15 protein-coding genes are annotated in these 13045 nt (G+C 59.9%); 5 read left to right on the top strand and 10 right to left on the bottom strand.

Annotated features, from left to right (window positions below; genetic code table 11):
- Positions 1–3 precede the first annotated feature (3 nt).
- The gene (lspA, locus tag ABV300_RS01790; protein WP_353714851.1) at positions 4–465 is read right to left on the bottom strand and encodes a signal peptidase II; all 462 of its coding nucleotides are present in this window, start codon (positions 463–465) and stop codon (positions 4–6) included.
- A gap of 4 nt (positions 466–469) precedes the next feature.
- The gene (locus tag ABV300_RS01785; protein WP_353714850.1) at positions 470–841 is read right to left on the bottom strand and encodes a TraR/DksA C4-type zinc finger protein; all 372 of its coding nucleotides are present in this window, start codon (positions 839–841) and stop codon (positions 470–472) included.
- A 273-nt stretch (positions 842–1114) separates the two neighbouring features.
- On the opposite strand from ABV300_RS01785, the gene ABV300_RS01780 reads away from it, so the two are divergent.
- Entirely contained in the window at positions 1115–1654 is a 540-nt protein-coding gene (locus ABV300_RS01780; RefSeq protein ID WP_353714849.1) for a VTT domain-containing protein, read from the top strand.
- On the opposite strand, the gene ABV300_RS01775 is transcribed toward ABV300_RS01780, so the two are convergent.
- Complete coding sequence (locus ABV300_RS01775; RefSeq protein ID WP_353714848.1) at positions 1632–2891, bottom strand: MFS transporter; 1260 nt, start codon at positions 2889–2891, stop codon at positions 1632–1634. The genes ABV300_RS01780 and ABV300_RS01775 overlap by 23 nt on opposite strands.
- An 87-nt stretch (positions 2892–2978) precedes the next feature.
- Here ABV300_RS01775 and uppS point away from each other — a divergent pair, with 87 nt between their 5' ends.
- The 3 genes from uppS (at position 2979) to ABV300_RS01760 (ending at position 5965) form a co-directional block, all read left to right on the top strand.
- Complete coding sequence (gene uppS / locus ABV300_RS01770; RefSeq protein WP_353714847.1) at positions 2979–3689, top strand: polyprenyl diphosphate synthase; 711 nt, start codon at positions 2979–2981, stop codon at positions 3687–3689.
- Positions 3690–3692: 3 nt separating this feature from the next.
- Positions 3693–4487: a phosphatidate cytidylyltransferase gene (locus ABV300_RS01765; protein WP_353714846.1), complete on the top strand. Its 795-nt coding sequence runs from the start codon at positions 3693–3695 to the stop codon at positions 4485–4487.
- Between the two features lie 374 nt (positions 4488–4861).
- Entirely contained in the window at positions 4862–5965 is a 1104-nt protein-coding gene (locus ABV300_RS01760; RefSeq protein WP_353714845.1) for an aminopeptidase, read from the top strand.
- Positions 5966–6087: 122 nt separating this feature from the next.
- Here the strand turns inward: ABV300_RS01760 and ABV300_RS01755 are convergent, their stop codons facing one another.
- From ABV300_RS01755 to ABV300_RS01725, 7 genes are all read right to left on the bottom strand, one after another.
- Complete coding sequence (locus ABV300_RS01755; RefSeq protein WP_353714844.1) at positions 6088–6555, bottom strand: zinc ribbon domain-containing protein; 468 nt, start codon at positions 6553–6555, stop codon at positions 6088–6090.
- A gap of 27 nt (positions 6556–6582) precedes the next feature.
- Positions 6583–7245, bottom strand: a complete 663-nt coding sequence (locus tag ABV300_RS01750) for a zinc ribbon domain-containing protein (protein WP_353714843.1) — start codon at positions 7243–7245, stop codon at positions 6583–6585.
- A 1-nt stretch (position 7246) separates the two neighbouring features.
- Complete coding sequence (locus ABV300_RS01745; protein WP_353714842.1) at positions 7247–7738, bottom strand: zinc ribbon domain-containing protein; 492 nt, start codon at positions 7736–7738, stop codon at positions 7247–7249.
- A gap of 3 nt (positions 7739–7741) precedes the next feature.
- Positions 7742–9235, bottom strand: coding sequence for a hypothetical protein (locus ABV300_RS01740; protein WP_353714841.1), 1494 nt, complete (start codon positions 9233–9235; stop codon positions 7742–7744).
- Positions 9236–9321: 86 nt separating this feature from the next.
- Positions 9322–10143 (bottom strand): trypsin-like peptidase domain-containing protein, encoded by an 822-nt coding sequence (locus ABV300_RS01735; protein WP_353714840.1) that lies wholly within the window; start codon positions 10141–10143, stop codon positions 9322–9324.
- A gap of 13 nt (positions 10144–10156) precedes the next feature.
- Positions 10157–11110: a trypsin-like peptidase domain-containing protein gene (locus ABV300_RS01730; protein WP_353714839.1), complete on the bottom strand. Its 954-nt coding sequence runs from the start codon at positions 11108–11110 to the stop codon at positions 10157–10159.
- 115 nt (positions 11111–11225) lie between these two features.
- Positions 11226–11471, bottom strand: coding sequence for a hypothetical protein (locus ABV300_RS01725; RefSeq protein ID WP_353714838.1), 246 nt, complete (start codon positions 11469–11471; stop codon positions 11226–11228).
- 95 nt (positions 11472–11566) lie between these two features.
- Here ABV300_RS01725 and gatB point away from each other — a divergent pair, with 95 nt between their 5' ends.
- The gene (gene gatB / locus ABV300_RS01720) at positions 11567–13042 is read left to right on the top strand and encodes an Asp-tRNA(Asn)/Glu-tRNA(Gln) amidotransferase subunit GatB (RefSeq protein ID WP_353714837.1); all 1476 of its coding nucleotides are present in this window, start codon (positions 11567–11569) and stop codon (positions 13040–13042) included.
- Positions 13043–13045: the final 3 nt, after the last annotated feature.

The following is a 13045-nucleotide window of genomic DNA, read 5'->3' as shown; positions in this document are numbered from 1 at the left end:
GTTTTACCGGCCTCCCGGGATAGATTCCCAACGCAGGTAGAGGAATGCAATAAGCAGCATACCGGTGACCATGGAGGCATCGGCGATATTGAAGGCTGGCCAAGGACCGGCTTTGAGGAAATCGGTCACGAAGCCGTAGTATACCCTATCAATCAGGTTGCCAAGGGTACCACCGGCGGCCAGGCCGAGCGATAGACTGCCCCAGGCACTCTCAAGGAAAGAGAAACGTTTAAACACCGCCGCCCAGACGATCACGGCCAGGGCGATAGAACTGAACACCGCGAGATAGAGAGTAGCGTTTTCAAATATGCCGAATGCCGCTCCGGTATTCTGGGTGTGTACTAGACGGAAAAATCCGGTGTCCGGAATAGAGTCGTACAGCGCGATATTGGTGCGAACCAGATGCTTGGTCAGTTGGTCCAGCGCTACGGAAAAGAAAGCCGCCAGCGGCACAACGATGGGCAACCGGTTAAGCCGGCCTGTTGAGCTTGGCTTTGCAGGAAACGCAGTACTTGGCATAGGGCAGGATCTCCATGCGCGCCGGATCGATTATCTGGCCGCAGTTTTCGCAGCGGCCGAAAACGCCTTTTTGTAGTTTACCAAGAGCATAATCAACCTCGGCCATCTGGTCCAGGACTCGTTTCTCCAACGCCAGCCGGTTCTCCAGGTCAGCGGTTTCGGTAGCCTCTTCCTCACGCTTGCCGAACGGCGAACCTTCGCGGCGGTCTTCTTGCGGCTTGGTTGCCCGCAGCGCTTCCAGTTGTTCCGAGAGCCGCCTGTATTCGCCTTCCAGCCTCGCCTTTAGATTCTCGAAGTTGTGCTCTCTATTCTCTGTCGTCATCGTAAAACCTCATACGGAAATCATCCCAGATAACGCCTGACTGCGGCTGCGCGCCGCTCTAGACAATTTCTGGAATCCCGGCTGCGAGGCAAGCCAATAAAAGCCGCAGGCGCCGGTACTGTTTAGTGTATCCTATCAGGCACTCGTTGGCAACATTAATTAAACGCCTGACAACCTCTATGTTACAATGACTGTCTAATGACCAATAATCCCGACCTAAGTTCGTCCCCCGGGTTTGAATCTGATCGCGGTAGTCGGATCCAGCGTCGCCTATTGCCGGCACTCTCCCTTGTTGCCGTGATTACCATCGTCGGGATGGTTCTTTATGTCTATCACACCAATCCGGAGTTCGTCGAAGGTCTGGAGGATTACGGCTACCTTGGTGCTTTCCTTGTCAGCATGATTCTAAACGCTACCGTGGTACTGCCGGCAGGTAATTTCCTGGTATTGGCAGCGCTGGGAGCCGCCATGCCGGCACCAACACTGGTTGGCCTCGCAGCTGCGCTCGGCGCTGCGGTGGGTGAGATGACAGGCTACCTGGCTGGTTACTCCGGACGAGCCGTAGTGCCGCAGAACAACCGCTGGTACATTCGCATCCGCAGCTGGCTGGACCGCTACGGCATGTTAGCTATTTTCGGACTGTCAGCGGCTCCACTCCTGTTTGACGTAGCCGGGCTGGCTGCCGGGATAATGCGTTTCCCGGCGCCAAAATTCTTTGTTGCCTGCTTCCTTGGCCGCAGCCTGCTATATATCATGCTGGCCTGGGCAGGGGCATTAGGCTGGGAACAAGTCATCGACTGGCTGGCGTCCTAGTCTTTTTGATCAACAAGCCGCCTAGGACAAAATATAAGAGACAGGCTCCAAGCATAATCTGGTAGCCGAGATTGGCCTCCACCCGGTTGAAGTAGTCAATAGCCGGACCGATTAGTCGGGCCAGGGCGGCACCCCCGGCCGTAGCCATATTAGCGATCGCCAGATAGCGGGCTTCCTCCCCTTTCAAAACCAGTACAGTCGCCAATGCCCAATTGGCGACGCTGAAAGTGCCGATAGCATAGCCTGTCATACCAGCAGCGATCATAACTGTGACCGATGAGGGCGACAGCAGCAACAGGATTACTCCCCCGGCACCGAAAACCACTGCAGCTTGTGACAGCCAGATTTTCCCGTATCGGTCGGCCAGATAACCAGCCGGAAAGATCGCCAGTCCCATCGAAACACCGGCAACGATAATAAAAGCTGCGGCTGAACCGGCCGGATTTTCAACTCCGATAACATCTCGGAGGTAGAAAAGGGCGAATGTCTGCAGGGTGGCCGACGCCATGAACACAAAAAGCCGGGATCCAAGAAACCAGCCGAACGACGGATTGTCTTTCAGGCTGAAACGATATGACAGGAGCGGATTCCGGAATGGCGGCAACGGACCAGGCGTGGGTGTTTCCTTGAGTCTCAACCATAGATACCCCAATATAGTGGCGATGATCAGCGATAATACCGCGAGCGAATTCCATACACCGCTCTGGTTATCAGTGGCATAGTCCGACATAAGTCTGCCGATGATAAAGATGCCGACAGCCCCACCCAATAGCTCCATCAGGGCTTTGAAGGAGGAGGCGCGACCGCGGCGGTCGAGCGGCACCAATTCCGGCAGGTATGCCTGATATGGGCCTTGGGCGGTGTTAGCCGCTAATTGGATCAGGCAGTAGAATAGGAAAAGTCCGGCAAAACTCCCAGCCAGGCCGATCCCCGGTAAAAGCACCAGGACCGCAACTCCGCCGGCCATGACGTAAGGTTTCCGCCGGCCCCAGCGGGACGAGGTTGAATCAGAAAACGCGGCGGCAACCGGTTGAGACAACATAGCCAGGACCAATCCCGTGAAAGTAACCGCAGCCAGGGCGGTATTCTTGCCGGTTTCTCCGGCAAAATCCAGTACCCGGAGCGGCAGAAGGATGGCGTGTGAGCTCTGTGAAAGGGCGGCCAATCCCAAGCTAAGGACGGTTATTTTGAAATAGTCCGGCAGCTTGATCACCGGCCGCAGTCTTGGCAGGTTCATCGGCAAAGCTTAACAGAGAGTGTAATATTTCTCAACGAATGCGATAACCTTGCTGATAGAAGCTCATACGCTTACAATAACGCCTTGATGATACACTCGCCTGAGTTCCCGGGTCCGGTCCCACGGCATGTCGCCCTGATTATGGATGGCAACGGTCGCTGGGCTACTGCCCGCGGCCTGCGGCGTCTGGAAGGCCACCGCGCCGGGCTGGAGAAAGTGTCTGAGGTCGTACTGGGCATGGCCGAGGCCGGCGTTGAGTTTATAACTCTCTTCTCTTTTTCGACTGAAAACTGGAAGCGTCCCAGGGACGAGGTCGCGGGCATACTGAAGCTGCTGGCCGAAGCGCTGGAACGCACCGCCGGCGAGTTAGACGACCGTAATGTTTCCATCCGCCATCTTGGACGGCTCGACCGGCAAGCCCTGCCGCTGCGCCAGGGCGTCGAACGGGTAGTGGCGCGGACTGCGGCCAACACCGGTGCCGTAGCCTCTTTCGCCTTCGATTACGGCGGCCGGGCTGAGATCGTCGAGGCGGCGCGCCGGGTGGTAATTGATAAGGTCGAAGCCCAATTGATTGATGAGACAGTCTTTGGGAAATACCTTCATACCTCCGGGCTGCCCGATGTCGACCTGCTGGTGCGCACCGGAGGCGAAAAACGCCTCTCCAACTTCCTGTTGTGGCAGTCTGCCTACGCCGAGCTGTATTTTACTGATACCCTGTGGCCTGATTTCGGCCGCGAGGAAGCCGGCAAAGCGCTGGCGGAATATGCCAAACGACAGCGCCGCTTCGGGGGTCTATAAGACTTGCTTAAGAAACGACTTGTCTCAGGTCTCTTATTAGGCATTATCGCCCTGGCGGCTATCTGGTTCGACGAACCGCTGCCCTGGCTGACCATTGGCGCGGCAATCTGGGGCGTCATGGCCATCGCGGAGTTCAACCGCGTCGTATCCCAGGTCAAGGCGCCGCCTTTCGCCGCCATCGGGACTATCGGAGTGGTGCTGTTTATTGCCTCGCCGCATGTTGAGGGCAGCCTGGCGCCGCTGCTGGCCGGCTTCACCGCGCTGTCGCTGCTGTACCTCTTGAAACCAGGCGACCGGTCTCAAAGCTTCGTCCGCTGGGCCTGGACTCTGGCCGGGGTGATTTACGTCGGCTGGTTGCTTTCCTTCCTGCCGGCGCTGCGGCTGCTTGAGAGCGGCCGGGAGTGGTTGCTCTTCGCCATCGGAGTTACGGTGGCTTCGGATACTTTCGCCTATTTTATTGGGCGGGCGACCGGCCGCCACAAAATGGCGCCGTCGATCAGCCCGGGGAAGAGTTGGGAAGGCGCCTTCGCCGGAGCTATCGCCGCGGTGATAACCGCCGTCATATTGAAACCGGTCCTCGGACTGACACCGGATTATCTCAGCCTCGGGCTGGTGGGGCTCCTGGCTTCCGTCGTCGGACAGGCCGGCGACCTGGTGGAATCCCTGTTCAAACGCAACATGGCTATCAAGGACTCCGGCAACGCCATCCCCGGCCACGGCGGCTTCCTGGACAGAATGGACTCGGTGGTGTTTGCCGTAATGCTGGTTTATTACTACGTGGTGGTGTTCGCGGCTTAGCCGGGCTGTCATTTGATTTACCCCTAAATATTCTTCTTTTCCGGAAACGATTGCGCTTTGCCGCGTTGGCGGCTCGATTGGGAGTCGTTTATCGATCGTTTTGAAACAACTCCGATCGGCACCCGAGCACAAAAATTTTTCCCCTCGGCGGTGTTTGGGACCGGGACACAGTTTGAGCGCATGACAGGCATTATAGCACATACGTTCACAGCGAAGGTCAAGCGAGTTTTGTCGTTTTTGGCGGCATATTTTATTATGTTGAATACCTGAGGCGCAGATTTAAGATTGCTTCGTCCCGGCGCCGCCGATGGTTCGCAAAGACGTTTGGCTGCAGTGCTATAATCTCAGCGATAGTGTAGAAAAGGAGAGTCCACATGCACGACCCCCGCGTTGAAAAACTGGCTAACCTGCTGGTCAACTACTCCGTTGCCGTGAAACCCGGCGACCGGGTGGCCATTTTCGCCCCCGACATCGCCCGGCCGCTTTCTGAGGCCATTTTTATCGAAACACTGAAAGCCGGAGGCTTGCCCATTGCCATGGCCTGGCCGGCGCAGACATCTGAACTGCTGTTCAAATACGGATCGAAGGAGCAGATCGAATACGTCCACGAGCCGCTGGCGCATATCACCGAGAAGTATGACTGCCGCATCTCGATCCTGGCCGAGGAGAACACCCGCCATCTGTCCCGCGTCGACCCGCAGAAAATGGCCTGGCACTCCGCCGCCAGGAGGCACCTGATGAAGACGATGATGCGCCGGTCGGCCGAAGGGTCGTTCCGCTGGGTGGGGGCGCCGTACCCGACCAACGCCATGGCCCAGGACGCCGACATGAGCCTCTCGGACTACGCCGATTTCGTATTCGGCGCCTGTTTGCCGGACCCGGCCGATCCAGTCGGCTACTGGAAAAAAGTATCCGCCGAGCAGCAGCGGGTCGTCGACTGGCTCAATGGCAAAGAGACTGTTCATATCACCGCGCCAGAGACCGATATCCGCTTCAACATCAAGGGCCGGTCCTGGGTCAACTGCGACGGCAAGAGGAACATGCCCGACGGCGAGGTCTTCACCGGGCCGGTGGAGGACTCCGCCGAGGGACACGTCTACTTCTCCTATCCGGCTATTCACCAGGGACACGAGATCACCGGTGTCCGGCTGTGGTTCGAAAAGGGCAAGTGCGTCCGGGCGACAGCCGAAAAGAACGAGGACTACCTCAATAAAATCCTTGACACCGACGCCGGGGCGCGCCGCCTGGGCGAACTGGCCATCGGCACCAATAAAGGCATCAAGTCTTTCACCCGCGAGATTCTCTTCGATGAAAAGATCGGCGGCAGCTTCCACATGGCCTTAGGCGCCGGCATACCGGAGACCGGGTCCAAGAACGAGAGCGCCATCCACTGGGACATGGTCTGCGACCTGCGGCAAGGCGGGCAGATCACCGTGGACGGGAAATTGCTGTATAAAAACGGGGAGTTCGTAATTTAGCTGATAACCCAGGTGGGATTGTCCCACAGTGGGATTATCCCACCAATGCCCGCGGGCGGAGTTTGAAAAAGTCTGGGCCCAAAAACGAGGGCGCCAGCCCATTGGGACAAAGTCCGGTAGTGTTACTCGAAACTGAAATCGGAGAACGAAAAGCCGGACTCGGCCATATCCAGGGCGATTACCACGCCGACCCATATCAGGGTAACCAAAAAACCCAGCGCCAGCATTTTGCGCGCCGTCGAAGGATTGGTCCCGGTAGCCGCCGCCCAGGCGATGATACCGCCCAGCCAGCCGAAGAGGACCGGCAGCACCCATAGGGCACCCGGAGGTTTGCCTGCCGCAGCTTTAGCCGGCGCCGCGCCCGCCGGGGCGGCGGGCTGGGCCGCCGCAGCCGTCCCCATGGCAGAACCGCAGCCTTCGCAGAATTTGCTGCCGGCCGGATTGGGCGCACCGCAGCGCTGGCAATAGACCTGGCTTGGAGCAGGCGCCGGCGGAGGCGCTGCCGGGCGGGCTGATGCCATAGCAGCGCCGCAAACACCGCAAAAGCGGGACCCGGACTCATTGGCGCCGCCGCATTTTGGACACCGCATATTCAAGGCTCCTTGATAACTGATGTTTCAGGTGATGGATTGCCCGCATCGGTTGCAGAAGCGCTGACCAGGCGCCGCCTGGCCGCCGCAGGCGGGACAGGAATTTACCGGAACTTTCACCGCCGCCAGCGGCCGGCCGCAACCGGCGCAGAATTTCCGCCCGGGCGCGTTGGCCGAGCCGCAAGCCGGGCAGGCCGAAAAGGCTTTCGTCCCAATTTGTTGACCTGTCGCTGAGACCATCATACGCCGCGCCAGCAGGGTGCCGTTCATGCCGACGGCGATGCCGGTGGCCAGGTAAACCGACGACAGGCCGTAGGCGGCGATAGTGGTCTGACCGAGCATGGCCAGAAGCTGGGTGGCACTGAAGGAAAGACCCCAGATGAGCAAGTAGAGAACGGACCGTTTGGCGGTGACCTTGTCACCTGAGACATCCAGTTTGGTGGTAAAGCCCTGGAAGGCGCCGCCGGCCAGGCCGGCAGCGAGCAAAGCCAGCGAAAGAGTGGTCGGTTCACCGATATCGAGCAGCAACCTGTAAAGCACCAGGAACGCGGCGGAAAAAGCAATCTGGAGAGCCAGCCCTGATGCCACCAGCGGCCGCGGCTTGCCGATGGTGCGCACCATGGCAAAAACCGACAGCAGCACCAGCGGCACCGAGGCGTAGCCCGCGATCATCAGAACGGTATCGAGCACGCTATTGCCTCCTGGTCCCGCAAGCGTTACAGAATTTAGCCCCGGCGGCAACAGGCTGGCCGCATTGGCGGCAGTAGACGGGTTTTTGGCCGGTTTCTTTCGAGGCCGGAGCGGCGGTGACCGGAGCGCCGCAGTTCAAGCAGAATTTGGAACCGGCGGGTACCTTGACACCGCAGCGGGCGCAGCCTTTCGGCTGTCCGATGCGCTGGAAATAATCGTACCAGCCTTTTAATGCGGTAGCTGTCAGCCTGCTGTTCGGCTCGCCTGCAAGCCACCGGCCGCCGTCCAGCCGGTACCAGCGGCCGGTGCCGGCGCCGATGGTCCAGACCTGCTGGCGTTCATCGTAAAAGCGGAAGGCTTTCATGCCTTCAGTAAACTGGCGGAAGGTTATCCGGCCCTCACGATGGGCGGCGCAGAAAAAATAGAATAGTTCGAACGCCTCCAGCGGATGGAGTGACGGCGGTTCAGGGATTCTGGAATCCGTCTGCGCCATAACTCACCTGCTCTTGATCCGGTTGTACATATCCATAAACTCTTGTACCTGAGCCGGATTACTCCTGTCCGGCGGCCCGTCATGTTTCTGGAAGAATTCAGCGTAAGCCTGGTGAGCTGCGTCGTCTTTTTTGACACCGGCCAACGTCTCTACAGCGTCACCGGCATCCGGAGTCTTATAATCGAAATATGCCAGTGGTGCCCCGGACAAGTCCCGAGCTACATCACCCCCCGGCAATCTTTTAACATTTTCGACCGCAGGGGTAACCAGTTGGTTCATCTGGCGGACGAACTTGATGGTTTTCTTGCCTTTATCCGCCACGATTTCCTGTTCCACCTGCTGGATCAACTGTTCCGGCGGCTGGCCGAGAGCCCGGGTCAGCTCCGCGCCACTGCCGAACACCCCTCGCTGTATCCGGCGGCCCCCCTCCTGCTCCAGCTCCGTCTGGCGTCTGACCTGTTCCGGAGGATCGCCCTCGCCCCAGGGAGCGTGGCGTTTGACGTTTTCCCACCAGTCACGGACCCGCTTATCCCACGGGTCTTTGTTCGTTAGCGATTCAAAAATCTCAGGCCGCGTCGCCGGAGGCTCCGCCCTGTTGGCATCACGAAGTTCCCGGTACTTATCCCAGGCCCGCTTAATATCATCGATTATATCTTCGAGGTTGCCTCCGGCTACCATCACGCCGTCAGCCGGGTCCTCGGGCGGAGGTATTTCAGCGATTTCAATCGGCGGTCGGAGTTCCGGCGGCAGCGTTTCCGGAATGTAGTCCGGCACAATCCGGTTTTCAATACCCTCGAGCGGAGCAACCAGCGGTTCTTCGGTTTCTTCCGGCCACGGCGCTGTTTCTGTTTCGGCGGAACCGCCGCCCCGTTCGATCCGGTTCAGAAGGAGCGCCGTCCCGCCGGCCAGCGCCGAACCGGCTAGCCCGGCGGCGGCCGCCGCGCCGGCCGCGCCGAAGCCCGCGGCGAGATCCTGGGCGATTTCATTGCCGGTGATGTCATTGCCGTCGGTATGGTGCCAGACCGCGGCCTGGGCATTGAAGCTGAAGTCTCCGGAGCGGTTGATGTTCCTCAGCGTCTGCAGCAGGCTGCCGGTGGCGAAACCGCCGGCGGTGAAGACATCGGAACTTCTAGGGCCGGTGTCATGCTGTTCCCCGCAAAAGGCAACGATCAGTCCCTGGCTGCTGCCGGGGGGAACGGAAATTGTCTCGGCGCCGGCGGTATACATCGTCTGAACGCCGGTATTCTGCGGCAGCAGCGCCAGGCCGATGGGGACCTTCACAGTAAGCGGGGTGCCGGTGTTATTGGAGAAGGTGGCGCGAATCGACTGGCCGTAGTAGCCCTGACCGGAACCGTTGACGATCACGCTCAGTCCGGGGACGGCCCCGTTCATGACATCGTGGAGTTCGTAGTCAGCGGCGGAAAGCGACACGGGAAGAATGGAAAAAAGGGCGAGGACAAATACAGCAACCAGCAATATTGGAGCCAGGCGCTTCAATTCGGCGCTCCTGATATCGGGTTGGCTCTACTTTATGCCCGCAATGAGCGGTTGTCAATACTCTATTTCGGGACGACCAGCAGACTTCAGCCGATGCCGGCCAGGAGCGAAGCCGCGGCGTTAACGGGGATGTAGAGGTAAATGCCGTCCGCCTGCGCCAGCGAGGCGACGGCCACCAGTCGGCCGTCCAGGGTGAACAGGCCGCCGCCGCCGCTGCCGGGGGCGATATCAGCGTCGCTCTGAACAAAATAATAGTCGGCGGCGGTGCGCAGCGCCGAAACGATGCCGACGGTGAAGGTGGCGGGACCGTCCAGTTCCGGGCTCAGCGGGAAGCCGGCGGCGATTACCGTCTGGGCCAGTGATAGATTATTGATCGAACCAACAGGCGCCGCCGGGAAATCGGTACGGGTCGTCGTCATTTTAAGCAAAGCCAGGTTGGAGGCGGCGTCTGAAGCTGTGATCGTGGCCTGGAACTGCTCCCCGGTGCTCAGGGTAACGGTGATCGAACCGGCGCCGCTTACGGCGTGCAGGACGGTCAGGACGTAGCCGCTGGATCTGACGATCACCCCGGAGCCGTAGCCCCTGAGGCCGGGACCGGTGGCGTTGAGTTTGACCACCGAAGGCTTGATGGCCTGCATCACGGTATTGAATTCAGCCTGAGCCGCGCCGGCACCCTGCGCCAATTGGGCGACAGCGGTCCGCAGCGTTACCAGCGACGCCGCGGTTTGAGCCTGCGCCGCAATCAGGGCGTCAATCTGGGTCTTGGCCGCATCGTTGGCGGTCACCAGCGAAGCGATTTGCGACTGGTCGGCCTGAAGCTGGCTGCCGGCATCGGCCCGCAACAGGGCGATGCCCCCGTTAGCCAGGATAACGACGGCGATGATGGCGGCGGTGACGGCGTTTTTCATATCATAGTGCCCGTTAACCCGCGGCGCTCTGGATCAGCGCTTTGACCGCGTCTATGGGAATGGAGGCGTTAATGCCGGTGGCGAATCCGTAAGCCGGAATGCCGATGAGTTCCCCGTTCAGATTGAACAGGCCCCCGCCGGAGTTGCCCGGGTTGATATCGGCGTCCATTTGAATGTAGTCGAGCCTGACGTTAGGGTTTTCGGTATTCGCAGAAGGCAGGTTGCGGATGGCTGAGACGATGCCGGCGGTGAAGGAAGCCGGACCGAACTGGGCGTTGCCGAACAGGTCAGACCCCAGCGGGAAGCCGCAGGCCAGCACCTGCTGGCCGATGACCACCCCGGCCGATGAGCCGAGGGCGGCGAAGGGAAAGTCGGTACGGGTGGTATTCAGCTTGAGTACCGCGGCATCCAGGTCGGCGTTCGAGTTGATCAGGGTGGCGCTGAAGGATTCACCGGTTTTCAAAGTGACCCAGATAGAGGTGGCGCCGCTGATGACGTGCTGGTTGGTCAGTACGAAGCCATTAGCCCTGATGATGGTGCCGGAGCCGGTGCCGGCGCCGCTGCGCCCGGAGGCTTCGACATAAACGGTGTAGGGCTCGATTTTCCTGGCCGCGACGGTGAAGTCGGTCGATGAAGCCGGAGGCGGCGTCGTTGTGCCGAGTCCGGCGACTGTCTGCTGCAATGCCGCCAGGTCAGCCTGAAGCGACGAAGCCCCGGCCTGCGCCTGACTGAGAGATGTCTGCAGGGCGGAGTTCTGGGTGTTCAGCGCCGAGACGTCGGCGCCGGCCTGGTCCAAGCTGTCTTTTTCCTGCAGCCAGAGGGCGCCGTTGACACCGGTGCCGATAAGAACAATGACCAGCAGTAGCGAGACAAGCCAGCCGCCGCCTGATTTTTTCGGCGGCGCCGCAATGCCGGAAGGCCCCGGCCGGTAGTAACTATCCTGAGGGGCGGAGGGCACCGTTTCCATGCGAGCATCCTTTCAAGGCCATGGGGCTAACCCGACCTTATTACGGTAGCACCTTTTTATTATGCCTCAAAATGATGAAGGAATTATGTACGCCGAGGGGTTTCCCGGCGCCGGATCAGTCGCCGCTGCCACCGTCACCGCCGTCGCCGCCGCAGCCGTCCGAGTTATCCGGCCCGGTCTCGCCGTCGGGTTCGCCCCGGCCATCAGCGCCGAAATGGATGAAAAACGGGAATCCTGGGTCCGAGCCGGTCTGACCGTCCCGGCGTCTCGATGACAAACCGCGGCCCACTTTGAAGAAAACGGCGCCCGCGACGAGGATTATCACCAGGCCGATGATTCCGGCGACGATACCCGGTTCCATGATCACTCCTCAAGGACATTATTATCCTCCGGGATGGAAAGAGCAATGCCGTTGCCCGCCCCATCTGCCCCTGCTATACTTACAAGGTTAATTTCATGACGAACGCCATATCCAATAAATACGAGACGGTCATCGGGCTGGAGGTCCACGCGCAGCTGGCCACTGCCAGCAAGATGTACTGCCGCTGCGCTTCCGACTACGCCGACGCCCTGCCGAACAGCCGCGTCTGCCCGGTGTGTCTCGGCGCTCCCGGCGTCCTGCCGGTGATCAACAAGAAGGCCGTGGAGTTCACCATGTTGACGGCGCTGGCTTTGAACTGCACCATCGCGCCGCATTCAAAGTTCGACCGCAAGAACTATCCCTACCCGGACCTGATGAAGGGCTATCAGATTTCCCAGTACGACGAGCCCATCGGCCGCCAGGGTTGGATAGACATTACCGCCGACGGGCAGACCCGGCGCATCGGCATCACCCGCGTCCACCTCGAGGAGGACGTGGCCAAGCTGCTCCACCGCGACGAGATCGGCGGGCCGGGCTATTCCCTGGTTGATGTCAACCGCTCCGGCGTGCCGCTGATGGAGATCGTCTCGGAGCCTGACATGCGCACCCCGGAGGAGGCGCGGCAGTACCTTCAAAAATTACGTTCGATTTTACGATACCTCGGCGTGTCAGTGGCCAACATGGAAGAGGGTTCTTTCCGCTGCGATGCCAACATCTCGCTGCGGCCGCGCGGCGAGACAAAGTTCAACCCCAAGGTGGAAGTCAAGAACATGAACTCCTTCCGCGCCGTGTTCCGGGCATTAGAATACGAGGAAAAGCGGCAGGCCAGGGACTATGACGCGGGCGTCCGCGTCCGGCAGGAGACCCGGGGCTGGGTTGACGATAAAGGCGAAACCGTCTCGCAGCGGAGCAAAGAGTTCGCCCACGACTACCGCTACTTCCCGGAGCCGGATTTGCCGCCGCTGAAGTTTGACGATGAATGGATCGCCAGGATCCGCGCCAGCCTGCCGGAGCTGCCCGAGGCGCGGCAGGCCCGGTTCATGACCGACTACCAGCTTTCCGAATACGATGCCTCGCTGCTGACCGCCGCCCGAGACACGGCCGACTACTTTGAGGCAGTACTGTCCGCCGATATGAAGCTGACGCCCAAAGACGCCGCCAACTGGGTTGCCGGCGAGGTTTCCCGCATCATCAACGCCGCCGGTATCGACATCGCCGCTTTTGCCGATAAGGTGCCGGCCGCCGCGCTGGCCGGGCTGATCACCGCGACGGGCAAGGGTACGGTTAACACCGCCACCGCCAAGACCGTCCTCGACGAGATGTGGCAAACGGGCAAAGGCGCCGAGGCGATCATCGCCGAGAAAGGCCTGGCCCAGATTTCCGACGACGGCGCCATCGCTGAAATGGCGGCAAAAATCATCGCCGATAACCCGAACGCCGTCGCCGACTACAAAGCCGGCAAGGAGCAGTCGCTGAAATTCCTGGTCGGCCAGTTGATGAAGCTGTCCAAGGGGCGCGCCAATCCGGCCGCCGCTTCTGATATAATTCTTACGAAACTCAAAGAAGGATAAGAA

It is taken from the genome of Dehalogenimonas sp. 4OHTPN (assembly GCF_040448695.1).
In the GTDB taxonomy this organism is placed as follows: domain Bacteria; phylum Chloroflexota; class Dehalococcoidia; order Dehalococcoidales; family Dehalococcoidaceae; genus Dehalogenimonas.
This window is presented reverse-complemented; position numbering and strand designations above follow the sequence as displayed.

Coding starts and splice junctions, on each gene's coding strand:
- ABV300_RS01785 (WP_353714850.1), bottom strand. CDS start 841: ATGACGACAGAGAATAGAGAGCACAACTTCGAGAATCTAAAGGCGAGG.
- uppS (WP_353714847.1), top strand. CDS start 2,979: ATGATACACTCGCCTGAGTTCCCGGGTCCGGTCCCACGGCATGTCGCC.
- ABV300_RS01730 (WP_353714839.1), bottom strand. CDS start 11,110: ATGGAAACGGTGCCCTCCGCCCCTCAGGATAGTTACTACCGGCCGGGG.
- ABV300_RS01775 (WP_353714848.1), bottom strand. CDS start 2,891: ATGAACCTGCCAAGACTGCGGCCGGTGATCAAGCTGCCGGACTATTTC.
- ABV300_RS01735 (WP_353714840.1), bottom strand. CDS start 10,143: ATGAAAAACGCCGTCACCGCCGCCATCATCGCCGTCGTTATCCTGGCT.
- ABV300_RS01755 (WP_353714844.1), bottom strand. CDS start 6,555: ATGCGGTGTCCAAAATGCGGCGGCGCCAATGAGTCCGGGTCCCGCTTT.
- ABV300_RS01760 (WP_353714845.1), top strand. CDS start 4,862: ATGCACGACCCCCGCGTTGAAAAACTGGCTAACCTGCTGGTCAACTAC.
- gatB (WP_353714837.1), top strand. CDS start 11,567: ATGACGAACGCCATATCCAATAAATACGAGACGGTCATCGGGCTGGAG.
- ABV300_RS01725 (WP_353714838.1), bottom strand. CDS start 11,471: ATGGAACCGGGTATCGTCGCCGGAATCATCGGCCTGGTGATAATCCTC.
- ABV300_RS01745 (WP_353714842.1), bottom strand. CDS start 7,738: ATGGCGCAGACGGATTCCAGAATCCCTGAACCGCCGTCACTCCATCCG.